Source organism: Rodentibacter pneumotropicus DSM 21403 (assembly GCF_000379905.1).
Classification (GTDB): domain Bacteria; phylum Pseudomonadota; class Gammaproteobacteria; order Enterobacterales; family Pasteurellaceae; genus Rodentibacter; species Rodentibacter pneumotropicus.
This window is the reverse complement of record NZ_KB904059.1, coordinates 14722-36763: the sequence shown is the minus strand read 5'-3', so window position 1 is coordinate 36763 and position 22042 is coordinate 14722. Positions and strand designations below refer to the sequence as shown.

18 protein-coding genes and 1 riboswitch are annotated in these 22042 nt (G+C 40.4%); of the genes, 12 read left to right on the top strand and 6 right to left on the bottom strand.

Going from position 1 to position 22042, the window contains the following annotated elements; translation table 11 throughout:
• The first annotated feature begins 17 nt into the window (after nt 1–17).
• Complete coding sequence (locus tag A3GE_RS0109580; RefSeq protein WP_026215467.1) at nt 18–533, top strand: gluconokinase; 516 nt, start codon at nt 18–20, stop codon at nt 531–533.
• A 32-nt stretch (nt 534–565) separates the two neighbouring features.
• Here A3GE_RS0109580 and gntR read toward each other — a convergent pair whose 3' ends face one another.
• A complete protein-coding gene (gene gntR, locus A3GE_RS0109575; RefSeq protein ID WP_026215466.1) occupies nt 566–1561 on the bottom strand; it encodes a gluconate operon transcriptional repressor GntR in 996 nt (331 codons plus the stop codon).
• 118 nt (nt 1562–1679) lie between these two features.
• Between gntR and selD the strand changes: the two genes are divergently transcribed.
• The gene (gene selD / locus A3GE_RS0109570; RefSeq protein ID WP_077658291.1) at nt 1680–2726 is read left to right on the top strand and encodes a selenide, water dikinase SelD; all 1047 of its coding nucleotides are present in this window, start codon (nt 1680–1682) and stop codon (nt 2724–2726) included.
• 30 nt (nt 2727–2756) lie between these two features.
• Here the strand turns inward: selD and hemH are convergent, their stop codons facing one another.
• Genes hemH through ydiJ form a run of 3 tightly spaced genes read right to left on the bottom strand, consistent with a single transcriptional unit; the run spans nt 2757 to nt 7243 of the window.
• Nucleotides 2757–3728, bottom strand: a complete 972-nt coding sequence (hemH, locus tag A3GE_RS0109565) for a ferrochelatase (protein WP_018357037.1) — start codon at nt 3726–3728, stop codon at nt 2757–2759.
• Nucleotides 3725–4141, bottom strand: a complete 417-nt coding sequence (locus A3GE_RS0109560; protein WP_018357036.1) for a hotdog fold thioesterase — start codon at nt 4139–4141, stop codon at nt 3725–3727. Before A3GE_RS0109560 ends, hemH begins: the two co-directional genes overlap by 4 nt.
• Before the next feature lie 33 nt (nt 4142–4174).
• On the bottom strand, nt 4175–7243 hold the full coding sequence (gene ydiJ / locus A3GE_RS0109555) for a D-2-hydroxyglutarate dehydrogenase YdiJ (protein WP_018357035.1): 3069 nt from the start codon (nt 7241–7243) through the stop codon (nt 4175–4177).
• A gap of 162 nt (nt 7244–7405) precedes the next feature.
• Between ydiJ and ompA (A3GE_RS0109545) the strand changes: the two genes are divergently transcribed.
• The 10 genes from ompA (A3GE_RS0109545) to bioB all read left to right on the top strand — a co-directional run bounded on the left by ompA (A3GE_RS0109545) (nt 7406) and on the right by bioB (nt 16724).
• Nucleotides 7406–8449, top strand: coding sequence for a porin OmpA (ompA, locus tag A3GE_RS0109545; protein ID WP_018357033.1), 1044 nt, complete (start codon nt 7406–7408; stop codon nt 8447–8449).
• Nucleotides 8450–8790: 341 nt separating this feature from the next.
• Nucleotides 8791–9855, top strand: coding sequence for a porin OmpA (gene ompA, locus A3GE_RS0109540; RefSeq protein ID WP_018357032.1), 1065 nt, complete (start codon nt 8791–8793; stop codon nt 9853–9855).
• Nucleotides 9856–9969: 114 nt separating this feature from the next.
• Nucleotides 9970–10551: a LemA family protein gene (locus A3GE_RS0109535; protein ID WP_018357031.1), complete on the top strand. Its 582-nt coding sequence runs from the start codon at nt 9970–9972 to the stop codon at nt 10549–10551.
• 10 nt (nt 10552–10561) lie between these two features.
• Nucleotides 10562–11011, top strand: a complete 450-nt coding sequence (locus A3GE_RS0109530) for a TPM domain-containing protein (RefSeq protein ID WP_018357030.1) — start codon at nt 10562–10564, stop codon at nt 11009–11011.
• A complete protein-coding gene (locus A3GE_RS0109525) occupies nt 11004–11804 on the top strand; it encodes a TPM domain-containing protein (protein ID WP_018357029.1) in 801 nt (266 codons plus the stop codon). The genes A3GE_RS0109530 and A3GE_RS0109525 overlap by 8 nt, the downstream gene beginning before the upstream one ends.
• Before the next feature lie 84 nt (nt 11805–11888).
• On the top strand, nt 11889–12215 hold the full coding sequence (grxD, locus tag A3GE_RS0109520) for a Grx4 family monothiol glutaredoxin (protein ID WP_018357028.1): 327 nt from the start codon (nt 11889–11891) through the stop codon (nt 12213–12215).
• A 119-nt stretch (nt 12216–12334) separates the two neighbouring features.
• Nucleotides 12335–12428, top strand: a riboswitch (TPP riboswitch).
• A 38-nt stretch (nt 12429–12466) separates the two neighbouring features.
• The gene (gene thiB / locus A3GE_RS0109515) at nt 12467–13465 is read left to right on the top strand and encodes a thiamine ABC transporter substrate binding subunit (protein ID WP_018357027.1); all 999 of its coding nucleotides are present in this window, start codon (nt 12467–12469) and stop codon (nt 13463–13465) included.
• A gap of 6 nt (nt 13466–13471) precedes the next feature.
• The gene (gene thiP / locus A3GE_RS0109510) at nt 13472–15076 is read left to right on the top strand and encodes a thiamine/thiamine pyrophosphate ABC transporter permease ThiP (protein WP_018357026.1); all 1605 of its coding nucleotides are present in this window, start codon (nt 13472–13474) and stop codon (nt 15074–15076) included.
• The gene (thiQ, locus tag A3GE_RS0109505; protein ID WP_018357025.1) at nt 15073–15702 is read left to right on the top strand and encodes a thiamine ABC transporter ATP-binding protein; all 630 of its coding nucleotides are present in this window, start codon (nt 15073–15075) and stop codon (nt 15700–15702) included. Before thiP ends, thiQ begins: the two co-directional genes overlap by 4 nt.
• A gap of 8 nt (nt 15703–15710) precedes the next feature.
• A complete protein-coding gene (gene bioB, locus A3GE_RS0109500) occupies nt 15711–16724 on the top strand; it encodes a biotin synthase BioB (protein ID WP_018357024.1) in 1014 nt (337 codons plus the stop codon).
• 51 nt (nt 16725–16775) lie between these two features.
• Here bioB and putP read toward each other — a convergent pair whose 3' ends face one another.
• Entirely contained in the window at nt 16776–18266 is a 1491-nt protein-coding gene (putP, locus tag A3GE_RS0109495; protein WP_018357023.1) for a sodium/proline symporter PutP, read from the bottom strand.
• Nucleotides 18267–18436: 170 nt separating this feature from the next.
• Nucleotides 18437–21889: a bifunctional proline dehydrogenase/L-glutamate gamma-semialdehyde dehydrogenase PutA gene (putA, locus tag A3GE_RS0109490; RefSeq protein ID WP_018357022.1), complete on the bottom strand. Its 3453-nt coding sequence runs from the start codon at nt 21887–21889 to the stop codon at nt 18437–18439.
• Between the last annotated feature and the right edge of the window lie 153 nt (nt 21890–22042).

Here is a 22042-nt window from a genome sequence, read left to right as displayed (position 1 = left end):
ATTTTGTGAGGTATGTTATGAGCAAAGGAAAAAGTTTTATCCTGATGGGGGTTTCAAGTACGGGAAAAACATCCGTTGGAACGGCTGTGGCACAGCGTTTGGGTATTAAATTGATTGATGGTGATGATCTTCATCCTCGCGCCAATATTATTAAAATGGGGGAAGGGCATCCGTTAAATGATGAGGATCGCGCACCTTGGCTTGAGCGTATTCGTGATGCGGCATTTAGCCTTGAGCGTAAAAGCGAAGTGGGGATCATTGTTTGTTCGGCATTGAAGAAAAAATACCGTGATTTGATTCGAGATGGGAATGAGAACGTAAAATTCCTATTTTTGGAAGGTTCTTTTGATTTGGTGCTTGAACGTATGAAACAACGCAAAGGGCATTATATGAAAACGGATATGTTAAAAAGCCAATTTGATACGCTTGAAGTACCGCAAGAAGACGAGCCGGATGTGATTCATATTGATATTGACGGTAGCTTTGAAACCGTGGTAGAGCGTTGTGTTTATGCTTTAAAGCCGTTGCTTTGACGATAAAAGTGCGGTCGTTTTTAACCACATTTTTACACACTTTCACCAAGATGGATTTTAAATCCAAGGTCAATTTTTTTTTCTGTGAGGGGCTCTCCGTTTAATCGTGCTAATAATTCTTGAGCGGCGAGTTTTCCGATTTCCAAGCGAGGCGTAATAACCGTGCCAAGCTGGGGGGTAACGGAAAAACCAACATCGTGTCCATGGAATCCCGCAATGGCGATTTGTGTCGGAACAGAAATGCCTATCCGCTGACATTCAAACAGTGCACCAATCGCCAAGTCATCGTTGGTGCAGAAAATACCGTCGGTTTCAGGGTGTTTTTCAAGAATTTGGCGAAGCTGCTTTCCGCCCAAAGTAAAAGACGAAGGTTCTTCGGTGATTAAACTATAGGGTTCAAGTCCGTGTTTTTTCATGGCTTGCTCATAGCCTTGCATTTTTAGTTGGGTTCGTTTGTCCATTCGTGCAGTGAAATACACAATATTTTTGTATCCCCGTGTAATCATGGTTTCTACCATGGTTTGTGCTGCCGCAACGTTATCAAAACCGATCACCTGTTGGATACCGGGTTGTGTACTATCCATAATTTCAATGACCGGAATATTCGCCACTTCAATCATTTTAAGCGTGCGTAATGAATGGTAGTTTTCCGATAAAATCAGCCCATCAACATTGTAAGAAAGTAAACTTTCAATGCGTTCTTCTTCTTTTTTTACACTGTAACCATAGTGAGCCAACATTGTTTGATAGCCCGCTTTATCGGTAATATATTCAATGCCTTTTAAGATATCGGCAAAAACATGATTGGTTAGGGACGGAAGCAATACGCCAATGGCTTTGCTTTTGGCATTGGAAAGAATTTCCGGTGCGCGGTTAGGAATGTAGCCAAATTGCTCAAGAGCATGAGCAATACGGGCTTGGGTTTCTTGGGCGACGGAATCTGGGTTACGCAAATAACGGCTTACCGTCATTTTGGTGATGCCAAGGTGGGTGGCGATATCTTGTAAGGTGGGGCGTTTGTGTTTCATTGAAATTAAAATTAAATCATGCGTAGCGCGCAGTATAGCAAAAACATTTGATTTTTTGACCGCACTTTTCATTGAAAAAAGGTATAATTTGGCTCAAATTCACTATAAAGGATAGCGTATGGCGGATAGCATTCGTTTAACACAATACAGTCACGGCGCGGGTTGAGGCTGTAAAATTTCGCCTAAGGTGTTAGGGACAATTTTGCAAACACAACTTAAACATTTTGTTGATCCTCATTTGTTGGTAGGGAATGATACCGCAGATGATGCGGCAGTGTATGATTTGGGAAATGGAACTGCAATTATCAGTACCACGGACTTTTTTATGCCGATTGTGGATGATCCTTTTGATTTTGGGCGCATTGCGGCAACTAATGCGATTAGCGATATTTTCGCTATGGGTGGAAAGCCGATTATGGCGATTGCGATTTTGGGTTTCCCAATTAATAAATTACCGGCAGAGGTGGCGCAAAAAATTGTGGATGGCGGACGATTTGCTTGTCATCAAGCAGGGATTTCTCTTGCCGGTGGACATTCTATTGACGCACCGGAACCGATTTTTGGTTTGGCGGTCACCGGAGTGATAAATACTGAAAAAGTGAAACGAAATGCGTCAGCCGAGGTGGGCAGTAAACTCTATTTAACCAAACCTTTGGGCATTGGGGTGCTCACCACGGCAGAGAAAAAAGGCAAATTAAAACCTGAACATCAAGGGTTAGCAACGGCAGCAATGTGTCAAATGAATATTATCGGCAGCCAATTTTCCGAAGTGGAGGGGGTTACCGCTATGACTGACGTGACGGGCTTTGGCTTACTCGGTCATTTGCTTGAAATCTGTGAAGGCTCAAACCTCAATGCTGAGTTGTTTTTCGATAAAATTCCGACTCTTGAGGGCGTATCGGACTATATTTCTGAAGGTTGCGTACCGGGTGGCACGACGCGTAATTATGAGAGTTACGGGCATAAAGTGGGGACATTGACGGATTATCAAAAAGCGGTTTTATGTGACCCGCAAACTTCCGGTGGTTTATTGGTGGCTGTTGAACCGAGAAGTGAGCAGGATATATTGGCGATTGCTCAAGGTGCTGGAGTCGATATTTATGAAGTCGGTGTACTGAAAGAGAGAAATGAAGAAAAGAGCATTTTTGTTGAGGTCTGTGATTAAAAAAAGCGTGGAGAAAAATCCACGCTTTTTTTATGCCAGTTTTTGTAAAATTAAATTACCCATCATTTCAATGTGAGCCGGTTCGGCATTCAGTGCGGGAATGTATTGATAAGATTGACCGCCGTTATTGAGAAAGTTCTCGCGATTTTCTTCATCAATTTCTTCAATGGTTTCCAAACAATCCACCGAAAAACCGGGGCAAACCACGGCAATTTTATGGATCCCTTGTACGCTTGCAGAAATTAAAAATTCATCGGTGTAAGGTTGTAACCATTCTTCACGTCCAAATCGGGATTGAAAGGTCATTCCCCATTGGTTTTCTGTTAAACCGAGTTTATCGACAACTGCAATGGTAGTTTCTTTGCAATGTTGGCGATAATAATCACCTTGGTTTTCATAGCTCAATGGAATACCGTGATAAGAGAAGAGTAAAAACTCATCAGGTTTTAACCGCACTTTGATGGATTGCACCAAGGCATCAATATAGTGTTTATCCAAATGATAGGAATGGATAAATTCAAAGGGCGGTATATTGCGAGTGTGTTTGAGTGCGTTGGCAAAAACATCAAATAAGGCACCGGTAGTGGTGCTGGAATATTGCGGATAAAGCGGTAACACAATAATTTTTTCAACCTGATTTTCCAGCAATTTTTCCACTGCGCTTTGCATAGATGGATTGCCGTATGTCATGGCAATTCCGATCTGTGCATTGATATTTTTTTCTTCTAAATACGCTTGTAAGGCTTCCTGTTGCCGTGTAGTGATGGCAAGTAGTGGTGAGCCTTGTTCTGTCCAAATAGCTTGATAATTTTTGGCAACACGTTTAGAACGAGGGGGAAGAATGAGGGTTTTGAGCAAAGGCCACCATTTCCAACGGGGTAAATCAACGACACGGGGATCTGTTAAAAATGTCCATAAATAACGAGAAACTGCAGTTGGAGTCGGTTCATCAGGAGTGCCTAAATTGGCTAAAATAACACCAATTTTTTTTGTTATTGTCATAAATCTATAATAGAAAGCGTTAGTCTTGAAACGCAGCAAAGTTTATCTTGTTCATTTCGGATGTCAATTTGCCAAACATGGTTATTTCGACTTAAATTGATAGGCATAGCCTTTGCTGTGACTTTGCCTTCTCTTACCGGGCGAAGATGATTGGCATTAATGTCTAAGCCTACCACGACTTTTCCTTCTTCGACACAAAGAAAGCCGGCAAGAGACCCCACTGTTTCTGCCAGTGCTACAGAAATTCCGCCGTGCAATAAGCCGAAAGGCTGCGTAGTGCGATTATCCACAGGCATTGTGGCTTCAAGCCAATCTTCGCCGAAAGCAGAAATTTCAATGCCAAGATGATCAACGGCGCAGTTTTTCCCCATTTCATTAAGTTGTGGGAGGGTAAATGGTTTTTTCCAAATCATTTTTATCCTTAATTTGTAAAATAAAAGAGAGGTTTATTTCATCACTTCAAGTAACGCTTGTACGGGATGTTTTAGCACCGCTTGTTCATAACGTTTCACTTGGCTGCGACAAGAATAGCCTGTTGCTAAACAAAAGTGCGGATCTTTTCCGTGAAGTTTTTTACGCCATGAAATATCATAAATTTCACGGCTCATGGTTTGGTTTTGCGTTTCGTGACCAAATACGCCTGCCATTCCACAACAGCCTACTTTTTCTACCGTTAATTGTTGTCCGAATTTTTCGAAAATTTGTTGCCATTCTTTTGGGCTGTTCGGCATAAACGTGGCTTCCGTACAATGTGGGAATAAATGCCAATCAAAAGTGCGGTCGGTTTTTTGTAGATTTTCTAATCCGCCTGAATCAAGTTGGTTTTTTAGCCACTCATGAGCGGTCAATACATGGAAATTACCCCGTTGTGTTTGCAACATTTCTTTATATTCATCACGATAAGAAAGCACTATGGCAGGATCAACGCCGACCAAGGGCACACCTAATTTGGCAACACGATTAAGAAATTCCGCTTGGTTTTTCGCTGTTTTCGCAAAACGTTTCAAGAATCCCTTGACGTGCATGGCTTTACCATTTGGTTTGAAGGGAAGAAGAATAGGGTTAAAGCCCAGTTTTTGCGTCAATGCCACAAAGTCCCGCACCACTTTCGCATCGTAATAAGAGGTGTAAGGATCTTGCACGAGCAGTAACATTTTCTCTTTTTCCGCCGCACTTAGCTGTTCTAGGGCTTCCAACGGTTTGCCTTGATAGCCGATTTCCACAAGCTGTTGTTGTAAATTCGGTATGGAAAGTAGCGGTAAATCCGTCATTCCAATTATTTTTTCCACCAGAATTTGTGTGGTTTTTAATTTGGTAAAATAATTGAAAAATTTGGCTTGTTTCGCCATATAGGGGGCGGCAAGTTCTAAATTTGCCACGATATGATCTTTCACCGGACGTAAATAGCGGCTGTGATAAAAATGGAAAAATTTCGCACGGAAACTTGGTACGTCAATCTTTATCGGGCATTGGCTGGCACAGGCTTTGCAGGCAAGGCAGGTATCCATTGCTGCTTTTACTTCATGAGAAAAGTCATAATCTCCCCGCCATTTTTGTACGCTATGACGGATTTTGGCGACAAGTGCGGTCAATTTCACGTCATTTTTTTGAAAATCAAGTTGTGCCGGTGAGATGTTTTCATTGGCTAATAAACGCAACCATTCTCGTACCATAGCTGCACGTCCTTTTGGGGAAAACACACGGTTTTTGCTTACTTTCATTGAAGGGCACATAATGCTGTGTTCATCGAAATTAAAACATAGTCCATTGCCGTTGCAATTCATTGCGCCTTTAAATTCATCCCGTATTTGAAGCGGAATTTGCCGATCATAGTCGGCTCGCATAGGAGACAAAATGGAATAGAGTTCGTCCTTAGAACCTAAGGGCGTACAGATTTTACCGGGGTTTAGACGGTTATACGGATCAAATAAAGATTTGATATATCGGAGTTCGTTCCATAATTCGGGTGTGAAGAATTTTTCGCCGTAATGGGAACGAACGCCTTTACCGTGTTCCCCCCACAGCAAGCCGCCATATTTGACAGTGAGTTCAGCCACCTCGTCAGAAATTTGTTTGAAAAGTTTGACTTGCTCTTTATCGCATAAATCCAAAGCCGGACGCACGTGTAATACGCCGGCATCTACATGCCCGAACATGCCGTATTGTAAATGGTGACGATCTAATAGAGCACGAAATTCGCTGATGTAATCGGCCAGATGTTCCGGCGGAACGCAGGTGTCTTCCACAAAAGGAATAGGTTTCGCCGCCCCTTTGGCATTGCCGAGTAAGCCTACGGCTTTTTTGCGCATCGCATAAATGCGTTCAATAGAAGGGAGATCATCGCAGATTTGATAGCCAATAATGTGATCCTGTTGTTGGGCAATTTTTTCATCCAATGCCTGACAAAGTGCGGTCACTTGACGGTCGATTTTTTCTTTGCTACTGCCGGCATATTCCACAATATTTAAACCAAGAATAGGGCTGCCCTCTTCAGTTAAAAGTTCTCGTACGGAATGCCAAATAATGTCTTGCTTGGCAAGATTTAGTACTTTGGAATCTATGGTTTCCACAGAAAGCGCATTGGCTTTCACCATAAAAGGCGCATTGCGTAGTGCGGCATCGAAAGAGCTGTACTTTATATTAATGAGAGTGCGGTATTGCGGAATTGGTAATAAATTCAGTTTTGCTTCGCAAATAAAGGCAAGAGAACCTTCGGAACCAGTGAGCAAGCGGGTGAGATTAAATTCACTTTCATCTTCGTTAAAGACATTTTTTAAATCGTAACCGGTTAAAAAGCGATTAAGTTGTGGTAAATCGTTGATGATGCTTTCACGTTTTTCTTTGCAACGTTGTGCGATAGTTTGATGGAGCGCTTTGCTGGTTTCATTCAAGCCAAGGGAATTAATATCGTTGAAAATAGCCTGAGATTTGACCTCACTTGTATCCAATATTTCACCATTTACTAGGACACTGCGTAGTGCTAGGACATGATTTGAGGTTTTACCGTATTGTAGTGAACCTTGCCCGGAAGCATCCGTATTGATCATTCCCCCCAGTGTTGCACGATTGCTGGTGGAAAGCTCCGGCGCAAAGAATAAACCGTAAGGTTTTAAAAATTGATTGAGCTGATCTTTCACTACTCCTGCTTGCACGCGAACCCAACGCTCTTCTACATTCAGCTCTAAAATTGCCGTCATATGGCGAGACATATCGACAACAATCGTGTAGTTAAGAGATTGACCGTTTGTTCCTGTGCCACCACCACGAGGGGTAAAGGTGAGCGATTGAAAGTCTGATTGATTCGCCAATTTTGTGATACGCACGACATCTGCCACTGTTTTCGGGAACAAAATGGCTTGTGGTAGATATTGATATACGCTGTTGTCAGTCGCGAGGCTTAGCCTGTCTGCATAATTTGTAGCGATATCGCCTTCAAAATGTTGTTTTTGAAGTTCGGTGAGGTAGTGTTGAACAATTTCATCAACTTGTGGTACACGAGAAAGGCGGGGTAGCATAGTTTCGTTTATATAAAGAATAAAAAGGATGGAAAGATGATATATGATGCGGGCAAAAATGTCGATTTTATATGTTAAATTGACATTTAAAGTATTTTTGATAGCCTGTGATGGAGGCTTTGTGCCTCAATTGTTAAAAATTAAAAAACAAGAGGTCTATTTATGAAAAAATCAACAATTGCGTTAGCTATTGCTGCATTATCAGTTGTATCTATTGCTCAAGCAGCGCCACAAGAAAATACTTTCTATGTTGGTGCTAAAGCTGGATGGGCATCATTTCATGATGGTATCAAATATCATGCGGATAATACGCAGCATGGCTATAATAGAAATTCAGTTACCTACGGTGTATTTGGTGGATATCAAATTTTAAATCGTAATAATTTTGGTTTGGCGGTTGAGCTTGGATATGATGATTTTGGGCGTGTTAAGTTCAAAGAAAATGGTGAATTAACCGATAAACATACTAATCATGGTGCTCATCTAAGTTTGAAAGGTAGCTATGAAATTCTTCAAGGTTTAGATTTATATGCTCGAGTTGGCGCAGCTTTAGTTCGCTCAGACTATAAAATTTATACTCCATCAGGTCCATTCTATGATAATTCCCATTCATTAAAAGTTTCTCCAGTGTTTGCTGGGGGGATGGAATATGCTTTACCATTATTACCTGAACTAGCATTTCGCCTAGAATATCAATGGATTAATCGAGTGGGTAAACATGATTCTGAAGGGCTGCGTTTAGATTATCAACCGTCTATCGGTTCTGTAGTTGCAGGTTTATCTTACCGTTTCGGTCAAGGCGCTCCGGTTGTTGCACCTGAAGTGGTAAGCAAAACTTTCAACTTAAACTCTGATGTGACTTTCGCTTTCGGTAAAGCAAACTTAAAACCTGAAGCAAAAGCGACTTTAGATGGTATCTACGGTGAAATTGCACAAGTAAACGGTGCTAAAGTAGCGGTTGCTGGTTACACAGACCGTATCGGTAAAGATGCAGCAAACTTAAAATTATCACAACGTCGTGCAGACTCAGTAGCTAACTACTTAGTGTCTAAGGGTGTTGGAGCACAAGATATCACTGCGACAGGTTACGGTGAAGCAAATCCAGTTACAGGTGCAGCCTGTGATGCGGTTAAAGGTCGTAAAGCGCTTATCGCTTGTTTAGCACCAGACCGCCGTGTTGAAATCGCAGTTAACGGTACAAAATAATTATTTTCAACTAAGTTAGTTAAAAAAAAAGCACATTTTTTAACCATAATGTGCTTTTTTATTTAGTGAACATATGTTCATTTTAATATCTGTTTGTTTATAAAATAGACAAAAACAGTAAAAAATATTTGATATTTGATTTTTTTATAGGATAATAATCCTACTTTTGAACGTTCCTTTGGCGATACAAAGGAATTGAATTTGTCAAAAGGGTAGGATATAGGGCAAATTCAAAACCCTAGTTAAGCAATGTTTAGAGTGTTACTTATTTATAAAGTTCACGATAGACAAGGAAACTTTTCTTATTTTTATCAATCGATGACTAAATAGAGGACATCAAAATGAAAAAAACTGCAATCGCATTAGTTGTAGCAGGTTTAGCCGCAACTTCAGTAGCTCAGGCAGCTCCACAAGAAAACACTTTCTATGTTGGTGCTAAAGCAGGTTGGGCATCTTTCCATGATGGTTTAAAACAATTTGACTCAAAACATGTTGGTCATGAAAATGGTTTTGGTGTTAACCGTAACTCTGTAACTTACGGTGTTTTCGGTGGTTACCAAATTTTAAATCGTGACAACTTAGGTTTAGCCGTAGAATTAGGTTACGATGATTTTGGTCGTGCTAAATTCTCTAAAGGTGAGAAAGTTGTTTCAAAACACACTAACCACGGTGCACACTTAAGCTTAAAAGGTAGCTATGAAGTGTTAGAAGGCTTGGATCTTTATGGTCGTGCCGGTGCAGCACTAGTACGTTCAGACTACAAAAATGCTAAAGGTGTTGAAGATTCAGTTTGGGGTAAAGATGCTCACAGCTTAAAAGTATCTCCTGTATTTGCAGCTGGTGTTGAGTATGCATTACCTTCATTACCGGAATTAGCATTACGTGTTGAATATCAATGGTTAGCTTCTGTTGGTAAAGATAACAAAATTGCAGAAGATAAAGACTATACTCCATGGATCGGTTCTGTAACTGCTGGTTTATCTTACCGTTTCGGTCAAGGTGCTCCGGTTGTTGCGCCTGAAGTTGTTAGCAAAACTTTCAACTTAAATTCTGACGTTACTTTTGCTTTCGGTAAAGCCAACTTAAAACCACAAGCACAGGCAACTTTAGACGGTATCTACGGTGAAATCGCACAAGTAAGCAACGCTAAAGTAGCAGTTGCTGGTTATACTGACCGTATCGGTAAAGATGCTGCAAACTTAAAATTATCACAACGTCGTGCAGACTCTGTAGCTAACTACCTAGTTGCTAAAGGTGTTGCAGCACAAGACATCACTGCAACTGGTTACGGTGAAGCTAACCCAGTTACTGGTGCAACTTGTGACGCGGTTAAAGGTCGTAAAGCACTTATCGCTTGCTTAGCACCAGACCGTCGTGTTGAAATCGCAGTTAATGGTTCTAAATAATTTTATTTAGTTATCCATTGATGGATTAAATAGAAAAAAGACCTAAACTTCGGTTTAGGTCTTTTCTTTTAATAGGATGAATTTTTTAAGATTTTATTATATAGGAACACTATCATGAAAAAATGGCTTGTTATTATCCTTGTTGCTGTCGTAGCGGGGTTTACTTTAATGTCCAGTTACAACGGATTGGTGAAAGCGGAAGAAGAAATTGATTCTGTATGGGCGAATGTAGAATCTTCTTACCAACGTCGTGCGGATCTAATTCCAAATTTAGTAAATACAGTGAAAGGTCAAGCAAACTTTGAACAACAAACTTTAACCAATGTGATCGAAGCACGTGCAAAAGCGACACAAACTAAAATTGATCCCGCTAATATGACGGAAGAACAACTTGCACAATTCCAACAGGAGCAAAATCAAGTGGGCTCGGCATTATCCAGATTGCTTGTTACTGTTGAACAATATCCACAGTTAAAAGCCCATGAAGGTTTTATGAATTTGCAAGCGCAGTTAGAGGGAACTGAGAATCGTATTAATGTTGCCCGTAATAAATTTAATGATGCGGCTCGTGTATATAACCAAAAAGTGCGTCAATTCCCAACAAAATTTGCCGCATTAATTTTTGGGTTTAAAGAAAAACCTTATTTTAAATCTGCGTCTGGTGCTGAAAATGCTCCTACTGTAAGTTTTAATTAAGGTAGAAATGATGAGATTCTTTTCAAGGATTCCTGTCGATAAAAAACAAGTAGAGGCGGCGATAGTCCGCCTTGAAAATGAAAGTTCGGCGGAGTTACGTGTTTATATAGAGCGAAAATTGCCTAAAATTTCAGTGGGATTACCGGCAATAGAACGTGCTTTGCAAGTGTTTGATGAACTTGAGATGCATAGGACTTCCGCACAAAATTCAGTATTGATTTATGTGGGCTATCAAGATCATCTTTGCGCAATAATTGGGGACAAAGGCATTCATCAATTTGTTGACGAGATGTATTGGCAAAAGCAATGTGATTTAATGATTGAGCAATTTAAGTTAAAGGCTTACACGAAAGGTATTGTGGAGGCAATTGAGCGCATTGCCGATACCTTAAAAATTCATTTCCCTATTCAACCGGATGACAAAAATGAATTATCAAACGAGGTGATTATTCATGACTAAACTTTTACAAATATTGAAAAGTGCGGTTGTTTTTATCTTCGTTTTTTGGGGTGCTTTTGTCTCTGCCGCGCAGTTTCCGCCCACGCCAAATCCGTTCCATTATGTGAATGATTACACGAATACACTTTCCCCGCAGCAACGGCAAATTCTTGAAAATAAACTAATAGCTTATAGTAATGCGACTAGCTCACAAATCGCGGTTGTGCTTGTTCCTACTACTGGTGAATATGAAATCGCGGATTATACTTTTGCCTTAGGCGATAAATGGGGAATTGGACGTAAGCAGCTGAACAATGGTGTCTTGATGCTGATTGCCAAAAATGATCGTAAGGTATTTATTGCCACAGGACAGGGATTGGAAGGCATATTGCCCGATGCATTTTTATCACAAGTAATTCGCAATGCCATCTTACCTCAATTCAAACAAGGTCAGTATGCACAGGGTATTAACGATGGTCTGAATGATATTATTGCAGCAAGCCAAGGGGAGTACGGTGCTTATCAGACGGAAGAGAGCGAGTTTGATAAATACATTCCTTTCATTATGGCTCTGGTGTTTATTGCCTTTGTGGTGTTTGGTGAATATCAATATCATAAAGATGAAATTTATATCAGCCCAAATCAGCGTGATCAGCTAAATCGAATTGTCCGTCAATCAACATTATCCCGTCGTCGTGGAGGCGGTTCCGGTTTCGGCGGAGGATTTGGAGGCGGATTCGGCGGTGGTGGCTCATCGGGGGGCGGTTTTGGCGGCGGAGGATTCGGCGGTGGTGGTGCCGGAGGAAGTTGGTAAACCTGATATAATCACTCAAGTTATAATTTGTTATACCTCTAACTTATGTTAGAATGCGCGCCTATATTTTTTATGGGGAACATTATGGAAACGTTAGACAAAATCAAAAAACAAATCAGCGAAAACCCAATTTTAATTTATATGAAAGGTTCACCAAAATTGCCTTCTTGTGGTTTTTCCGCCCGTGCATCAGAGGCATTAATGAACTGTAAAGTACCTTTTGGTTATGTAGATATTCTCCAGCATCCGGATATTCGTGCTGAATTACCGGCTTACGCTAATTGGCCAACTTTCCCACAATTATGGGTTGAAGGCGAATTAATTGGAGGGTGCGATATCATATTAGAAATGTATCAAGCTGGTGAGTTACAAACTTTATTAAGTGAAGTGGCAGCAAAACATCAAGCCTAATCTTAATCTCCCGTTTCTGAAACCCGCTTGTGCGGGTTTCTTTTTGTTTAAATTTTGTGATCAAACTAACAGTTTTGTTTTAAGGTGCTTGTGTATTTTTAAAAGTTTATATAGACTCTCCAACCTAGTCGGGGTGCTAACATTGTTTGGCTGAGAGATACCCGTGAACCTGAAACAGATAATGCTGGCGTAGGAAACTAACTCTTTTCATTAGGCTGTTTCTTCATTTCTATTTTTATAAGGACAGTACAATGAAGAAAATAACCCTCATTTCAACCGCACTTTTTGCCTCCTCTGTATTGGCGCAAACTCCCGTACAACCACTTACCGTTTATACTTACGACTCTTTTAGTGCCGATTGGGGCGCAGGGCCGAAGGTAAAAGCCGGCTTTGAAAAGCAATTTCCCCAATGCCAATTAAACTATGTGGCTTTTGATAACAATGGTACTTTATTTAATCGCGTACGTTTAGAAGGGAAAAAAATTAAAGCGGATGTGGTACTGGGCTTAGACCATCATCAAATAGATGAAACCAAAAAATTAGCGATGTTTGAGCCTAATCAAGTTGATCTCAGTAAATTGGCACTACCGCTAAAATGGGATGATCGTACATTCTTGCCTTTTGATTTTGCAAAATATGCGTTTATTTACGATAAAAATAAATTAACTCATCCACCAAAAAGTCTGAAAGAGTTAGCTGAACGTAAAGATTTAAAAGTCCTGTATCAAGATCCTCGTACCAGCAGTATCGGGCGTGGTTTATTACTTTGGGTAAATACACTTTATCCGCAAGCAGAAGCACAAAACCTATGGAAAACCTTATCTGAGCACACGGTAACGGTTACAAAAGGTTGGACAGAAGCTTATGGTGCATTCTTAAAAGGGGAAGGTGATCTCGTGTTAAGTACAAACACTTCGCCAATTTATCATATCCTTTCTGAACAAAAAGATAATTATATGGCAACGGAATTTAGCGAAGGCGGCGTATTACAAGTAGAAGTCGTGGCTAAAGTGGCTAACCGCAATAATGTTTGTGCGGATTATTTTCTTGGTTATCTGATTTCAGCGGAAGCGCAAGCCGATATTGCGAAAAATAACGTGATGTTACCTGTCATTGACAGTCCTATCGAAAGTCATATTGATGCACTAAAACAACATACACAAAATTCACTGGTATTGGATACATCAAAAATCACGGGTGAACAATTAAAAACTTGGATCAACCAGTGGCAAAAAGCACTCTCTAAATAGTACCGAATGATATCTCTGTTTTCTCATCCGCATTTCCGTCCTCGTCATTATATTGGCGGAAGTGCGGTCATTTTTTTCATTGTTTTGCTTTATACCACATCGCTTTCTGCGGTATTTTCCGTTGGTGGAAATTATTCTTGGGAAGCGTTTAAGCAGGACGATTATTTACATCAGGTCATCTTCTTTAGTTTCGGACAAGCCTTTTTATCAGCGCTACTTTCCGTGTTAATTGGTGCATTGTTTGGTCGTGCGTTTTTTTATCAGCCTTTCTTGGGGAAACCCCTTATACAACGTTTACTTTCCCTGACCTTTGTATTGCCGGCACTTTTGGCGATCTTTGGTTTACTCGGTATTTATGGCACGATGGGGTGGTTAAGCCAACTCATGCAATGGCTAGGGATTGATTGGAAACCGACAATTTATGGATTGAACGGCATATTAATAGCACATCTATTTTTTAATATCCCTCTTGCTGCGAGGGTAACACAGCAAGCCTTACAAGCAATTCCCGCAGAACAACATCAATTAGCTGCACAATTAAATATTCAAGGTTGGCAATTTTTTCGTTTAATTGAAATACCTTATCTTAAAAACCCGCTTTTGCCGACCTTTGTCCTTATTTTTATGCTGTGTTTCACCAGTTTCACCATTGTCCTTTCTCTTGGTGGCGGTCCACAAAATAGCACCTTGGAAGTCGCTATTTACCAAGCGATTTTTTTTGAATTTGATTTTCCTAAAGCGGCTTTATTTGCCCTGATTCAATTTATTTTTTGCTTTGCATTGTTTGGGGTATCCCAAATTTTTGCCAAACCACCGGAAACTAATCTTTCCCAACGCTATATTTGGCATATGCCCTCTTCAAGCGCGGTCAAAATTTTGAATATTTTTATTTTGTTTAGCGTATGTTTATTTCTTTTTATGCCATTGGTAAATATTGTAGTGGAAGGTTTGACCGCTCCGGAATGGTTTAGTGTTTGGCAAAATCCCCAATTATGGAAAGCGTTAACCAATTCACTTTCTATGGCACCGATTTCGGGTGCATTAGCGATACTATTTTCTTTTTTATTACTTTTACTTTCCCGCCAGCTACAATGGCTTCATTTTCCTGTGTTCGCAACACTTATTCAAACCGGTGGTATGATGATTTTAGCAATTCCAACGTTAATTCTTGCAGTGGGGCTATTTTTACTTTTACAGGAAATGGATTTTACCAATATACATTTATTTTTTATTGTCGTGTTGTGTAATGCGTTAGCAGCCATGCCTTTTGTGATTCGCATTTTAAATACCCCGATGATGCAATCCATGCAATATTATGAAAAATTGTGTTTATCGTTAAATCTTAAGGGCTGGCAACGCTTTAAATTGATTGAATATCCTTTATTAAAAGCACCGTTAAAATATACCTTTGCTTTAGCGACAACGCTTTCTTTAGGGGATTTTACAGCGATTGCGTTATTTGGTAGTCCGGATTTTACCTCTTTACCACACTTGCTCTATCAACAAATCGGACAATATCGGAGTCAGGAAGCGGCGATTACAGCATTGATTTTACTTAGCATGTGCCTTGGATTATTTATGTTTATTGAGCGTAATAGGGGGGAACAATGATTAAATTAAAACAAGTGAAATTTAATTATCAATCTATGCCGATGAAGTTTGATTTACATATTGCGGCACAAGAAAAAGTCGCCATTATCGGTGAGAGTGGCGCAGGGAAAAGTACCTTATTAAATCTGATAGCCGGTTTTGACTATGCCAATGAGGGCGAAATCTGGCTTAACGGTGAAAATCACACAAGAAGCGCACCTTATGAACGCCCCGTTTCAATGTTGTTTCAAGAAAATAATTTGTTCACGCATTTGACCGTTGCGGAAAATATTGCGTTAGGTCTGAAACCGAATTTGTCTCTTTCAAGTGAAGACAAAATACGGATTGAACAAGCGGCAAGTGCGGTCAATTTGCAGGATTTTTTACCGCGAAAATCGACCGCACTTTCCGGTGGGCAAAAACAGCGTGTCGCATTGGCACGTTGTCTGTTGCGTGATAAACCCATTTTATTATTGGATGAACCTTTCTCGGCACTTGATCCGCAATTACGTATTGAAATGTTAAAGTTGATCGACCAGTTATGTAATGAAAAGATGCTAACCTTGCTGCTTGTTACGCATCAGCCGAAGGAATTAAAAGGGCATATTGATCGTATTATTCATATTCATCAAGGACAAAATTTATAGGAAAAATTATGACAACCGCACAACCTGTTCAATTAAGTGAAATAACGCCTCATCCCTCCGTGGAGTATTGGTCTGTTTGTAAAGTAGAGGCATTGTATGAAACGCCCTTTTTGGAATTGATTTATCGTGCTGCGCAAGTGCATCGTGAGAACTTCAATCCACAGGCAATTCAACTTTCAACATTGATGTCTATTAAAACCGGTGGTTGTCCGGAAGATTGTGGCTATTGTCCGCAATCAGCACGCTATCAAACCGGTGTGCAAAACCAGCAATTATTGGATGTAGATGAAGTCATTACCAAAGCCAAAATTGCCAAATCTCGCGGCGCAGGGCGATTTTGTATGGGGGCCGCATGGCGGGGGCCAAAAACCAAGGATATGGAAAAAGTCACGCAAATTATTAAGGCAGTGAAGGAACTCGGCTTGGAAACTTGCGGTACGTTCGGATTGTTGCAAGACGGGATGGCAGAAGAATTGAAAGATGCGGGGTTGGATTATTATAACCATAATCTTGATACAGCACCGGAACACTACCATGAGGTGATCGGTACACGCCGTTTTGATGATCGCTTAAGTACCCTAGGTAAAGTGCGTAAGGCGGGTTTAAAAGTCTGTTGTGGTGGTATTGTGGGGATGAATGAAACCCGTAAAGAGCGAGCCGGACTTATTGCAAGCCTTGCGAATTTAGATCCTCAACCTGAATCTGTCCCTATTAATCAGTTAGTTAAAGTGGAAGGAACGCCACTTGCCGATTCGGAAGAGTTGGATTGGACCGAGTTTGTACGTACTATTGCAGTTGCAAGAATTACGATGCCAAAAAGTTATGTACGTTTATCGGCGGGGCGTCAAGGCATGACAGAAGAAATGCAAGCGATGTGTTTTATGGCAGGTGCAAATTCTATTTTCTATGGTGATAAATTGCTCGTTACCGATAATCCTGAAGAAGATGGTGATCAATTACTTATGGCAAAACTCGATCTTGAACCGGAAACAGAAGAAAATCGGAAAATTCTTGAACGATAGAATGGAGTGTATAAAAGTGCGGTTAATTTTAACCGCACTTTTAGTTTTTAGTTATTTTCTGGATTCAAATTCCGCTAGTGCTTCGTCAAATTGTTCGGCAACAAGTGGATGCACAGGGGCAAATACAGAGGAGCTGAGGGTAATAAATGAGCAAACTAAGAATCCTGGGATAATTTCATAAAGTTGGGATAAATCATTCCAGCCTAAGAATTTCATTAATGGACTCCAGATAACAACGGTTACTGCGCCTGATAACATACCCCATAATGCTGCTTTGGAGCTAATATTTCGGTTAAAGAGTGAGAGAATGACCACCGGGCCGAATGCTGCACCGAAGCCTGCCCAAGCATAAGATACCAGACCCATTACTTTAGAGTTCGGATCCTGAGCGATTATAATAGCAACGACAGAAATGACTAGCACCATTAAGCGACCAACCCACACTAATTCCTTGCTTGAAGCATTTTTACGGAAGAAACCTTTATAGAAATCTTCAGTAATTGCGGCTGAACACATTAATAATTGGGCTGAAAGTGTGCTCATAACCGCCGCTAAAATTGCTGATAATACAACGCCAACAATCCACGGATTAAACATTACTTTTGAAAGTTCAATAAAGATAGATTCTGGGTTTTCAAGCGGGATATTTTGGTGAGTGAAATAAGCCAAACCGAAGTAGCCTACCGATACTGCCCCTCCTAGACAGAGGAACATCCACACAATACCGATTGTACGTGCTTTATTAAGTGCTGACACAGAGTCTGCAGCCATGAAACGAGCCAAAATATGCGGCTGTCCGAAATAGCCTAAACCCCAAGCAAGAGCAGAAATAACGCCAATTCCCGATACATTGTGTAACCAGTTGCTATATGGAATGTTTGTTGCGGCAGATTTAGCTGCTAATGCAGCGTTGATTTCGTCCCATCCAATATTGACGAATGCCATCACCGGCGCAAGAATGAGTGCAAAAATCATTAAAGAGGCTTGGATAGTATCGCTCCAAGACACTGCTAAGTACCCACCGATAAAGGTATAAGCAATCGTTGCAATTGCACCTAACCAAAGGGCGGTGTAGTAATCCAATCCAAGTAAACTTTGGAACAATTTTGCACCGGCAACTACACCGGAAGCACAGTAAATAGTGAAGAAAAATAAAATAATGGAGGAGGAAATGATTTTTAATGCTTTCTTTTGACGAGGAAACCGTTGGGCAAAGAATTCCGGTAAAGTAAGCGCATTATTGTATTTTTCAGTGAAAATACGTAAACGACCTGCAACAATTTTGTAGTTCAGAAAAGCACCGATAGTCAGTCCGACGGCAATCCATGCTTCGGATAAACCGGATAGGTAAATTGCACCCGGTAATCCCATTAAGAGCCAACCTGACATATCTGAAGCTCCGGCGGACATTGCGGTTACGAAACTTCCCATTTTTCGACCGCCAAGAATGTAATCGTCAAAGTTTTGAGTGGAACGATAGGCATATAAACCGATGCCTAAAATTACCAATAAATACAAGCCGAATGTGATGTAAATCTGCATAGCTTTACTCCTGTTATTAAGGTACATAGCCTACGTAGAGGATTTATTCTTGCCATTTTAAATATATAACTGATTGTGGTTGAATAAATCCAATTCTACAAAAGGCGTTATTGTCGCTTGTTAATCATAAAAAGGAAACATAGAACGTCATTTTTTATAGACTTTTTAAATCAATGTTCCTCTGTGGTCATTAATGAGGTATTCCCTCCGGCAGCGGTTGTGTTATAGCTACGAGAGAACTCATCATATAAAGGTAATAAATCTTGTGTTGTGCGCCAGTCGAAGCATTTAAAAATTGCTTCACTGTTTTCTGCTAACCATAGGCGACGTTGTGCATCAAGTGCGGTCAAATATATCCCTTTTTGACAATGCCCGAGTTCGGCATTGACCCGAATACTTGTTTGGCGATTTTGGGCAAGTGGATGGCTTGGCTCTACCAGAACACTGAAACCGGCTGATAATAATTTTTCTGCTGCAGCTTGAGAAGCAGATAAATCGCCATTAAGGATTGCAACTTCACAAGGTAAATAGGCTAGGCTATTGTGCTCGCCGGTAATACTTTCCAATACAGGCTTAGATTGAGGAAGCATTTTTTCATTACCAAATTGGCTATGATAATGCGATGTCCGGGTTAAGCGTTGGAGATAAAATTCTCCGCCTGCTTTAGGTCCTGTACCTGATAAACCGTGCCCGCCGAATGGTTGTACTCCTACTACGGCTCCCACGATATTTCGGTTAATATAGAAATTACCGCAATTGAGATGTTTTTCCACTAAATCCATTTGTTTACGAATTCGACTGTGGCAGCCTCCGGTTAGGGCATAGCCTTTTTTATTTACCTCATCAAGTACAGTAATGAGTTCATCTTTACGATAGCGAATGATGTGAAGAATTGGACCGAATACTTCTCTTTGTATTTGATTGAGATTATCCAACAGATAAACGGACGGGCCGATAAAATGCCCATTTTCCGGCACATCCAGTTCAGTATAAGTCAGGGCTATTTTACGCATATTGGCTTGGTGATTGAGCAAATTTTGTTTTGCTTCTTCGTCAATAACAGGCCCAATATCGGTTTCAAGTAAACGAGGATCGCCAATACTTAGCTCTTTCATTGCCTCACTAATCATTCGATAGTATTGATCAGCAATTTCTTCTTGTAATAACAGAATACGGAGAGCAGAGCAGCGTTGACCTGCTGAGTCAAAAGCAGAGTTTAATACGTCTGCAACCACTTGTTCCGGTAAGGCAGAGCTATCAACTACCAGTACATTTTGCCCGCCTGTTTCCGCAATTAAAATAGGATCATTATCTGCAACGGCTAAACGTTTTTCGATAAGTTTTGCGACTTCGGTTGAGCCGGTGAATACGACAGCATCGAATGGTTGTTGAACAAGTGCAGCACCAAGATCACCTGCGCCTAATACAAGTTGTAAAGCTTCCGTTGGAACGCCTGCTTGGTGAAGTAATTTTACCGCAGCATAAGCAATGAGTGAGGTTTGCTCTGCCGGTTTGGCAATAACCGCATTACCGGCAGCAAGAGAGGCTGCAATTTGCCCTGTAAAGATTGCCAATGGGAAATTCCAAGGGGAGATGCAAAGCACTTTACCACGAGCCTCACCAAGTTTATTGATAGCGGCTAAGTTTTCAAGTTGATTGGCATAATAACGGAGAAAATCGACCGCTTCCCGAAGTTCTGCAATAGCATTCGGTAAAGTTTTACCGGCTTCAATCATTGCTAATTTCATCAACAGACCGTGATTTTCTTCATAGAGATCAGCGGCTTTACGTAAAACATTGGCTTTTTCGACCGCACTTTGAGTGTTCCAATGATGGTTATTGGCAGCCGAGAATACCGATTGCGCTTGATCAATTTCTAAGAAATGTATTTCACCAATTATTTCTGTTAATTTTGCAGGATTTTTCACATACTGCGCGGCTTGTTGAGTTGGATTTGCCTGTGTCGTGATAGATTCTGCATTTTCAATTTTAGCGTCATTCAAGGATTGCTCAAGTTTTTCCAATACCAGCTCGTTGGTTAAATCAAAACCGGCGGAATTAAGACGATCGTGAAATAATTCAAGAGGTTTACGCACCAATTTATTTGGTTCGCCATTAGACTTATTGTAAAGTTTCCATGGCGGTGTGACTAACTGAGAAACTGGAATACTTTCGTCCACTAATTGATGAACAAAGGAAGAGTTCGCTCCATTTTCAAGTAAACGGCGAACAAGGTAAGCAAGCAACGTTTCATGAGTGCCGACAGGCGTATAAACCCGAACTTGTTGGTTGAAGTTTTCATTACCCACGATATTATCGTAAAGACTTTCCCCCATACCGTATAAGCATTGAAACTCAAATTTTTTTCCTTGTCCGAGTTCATAAATGGTGCACATTGTGAGAACGTTATGAGTAGCAAACTGAGGGTAAATGACATCCTGCGCCGCCAACAATTTTTTGGCACAAGCAACATAGGCAATATCAGTATGATTTTTACGGGTGAAAAGTGGGAAATCATCTAAACCATCAGTTTGTGCCCATTTGATTTCACTGTCCCAGTAAGCACCTTTTACTAGGCGGATCATCAAATAGTGTTGTTTTTCACGGGCAAGATTGATCAAATAATCTAAAACATACGGGCAGCGTTTGGAGTAGCTTTGTACAACAAAACCAATACCTTTATAGTCTTTGAGTTCCGGTTCATCAAGTAATTTTTCAATTAAATCAAGAGAGAGTTCAAGGCGATTTGCTTCTTCCGCATCAATATTCACACTAATATTGTATTTTTGTGCCAGCAAGAAGAGTTGTTTTACACGAGGATAAAGTTCATTTATTGTACGATCATATTTTGTACGGCTATATTTAGGATGAATGGCGGAAAGTTTTACAGAAATACTGTTACCGTTGTAAATATTTCGATCTGCTGCATTTTTACCGACTTCCTCAATGGCATGTAAATAATCGTTGAAGTAACGATCCGCATCGGTAGCCGTCATTGCCGCTTCGCCCAACATATCGAATGAAAAGGTAAATCCTTTTTTGTAGCGGGGTTGGATGTGTTTAAGTGCTTCATGTATATTTACACCTGCTACAAATTGCTTCCCTATAATTTGCATAGATTTCACCATAACTTGGCGCATGACCGGCGCAGCGAAACGGGAAAAAATATTTTTTAGATTGTTGGTGAGCTGAGTTTCCGTGAGGTTTTCACTGATTTTTCTACCGAACATCAAACCGTAGCTGGCGGCGTTAATGAAAATAGATTTTGAATTGCCTAGGTGGGATCGCCAATTACCATCTTGTAATTTTTCGTAGATGAGGTCATCACGGGTTTTATCATCGGGAATACGTAATAAGGCTTCTGCCAAGCACATCAATGCGACACCTTCTTCAGAACTTAAAGAAAACTCTTCCATTAAGGCATCTGCACCATATTGTTTTTGTTTAATATGACGTAATTTATTGATGAGATCAGTAGCATGATCTGTAATACGTTTTTCTTGTTCTTCAGTGAAATCAAGTGTTGCCATTAGCTGATCAATCGCTATTTTTTCATCAAGGCGATAATTTTCAGTAATGGCCCGACGTTCAGGAGAGTAAGTTTTAGAAAGTGAAATAGACATTTGGTAATCCTTTGTTTCTATTGTGTTACAAGATTATTTGCTGAAAGTAAGTCTATTTAAACAAAATGTAAACAAAAGCTTTTGAGATTTGTGAGTAATATCACAGAAAAAATGTAGATTAGAGAAGAATATAAAAAAATCCTCTTATTTTAA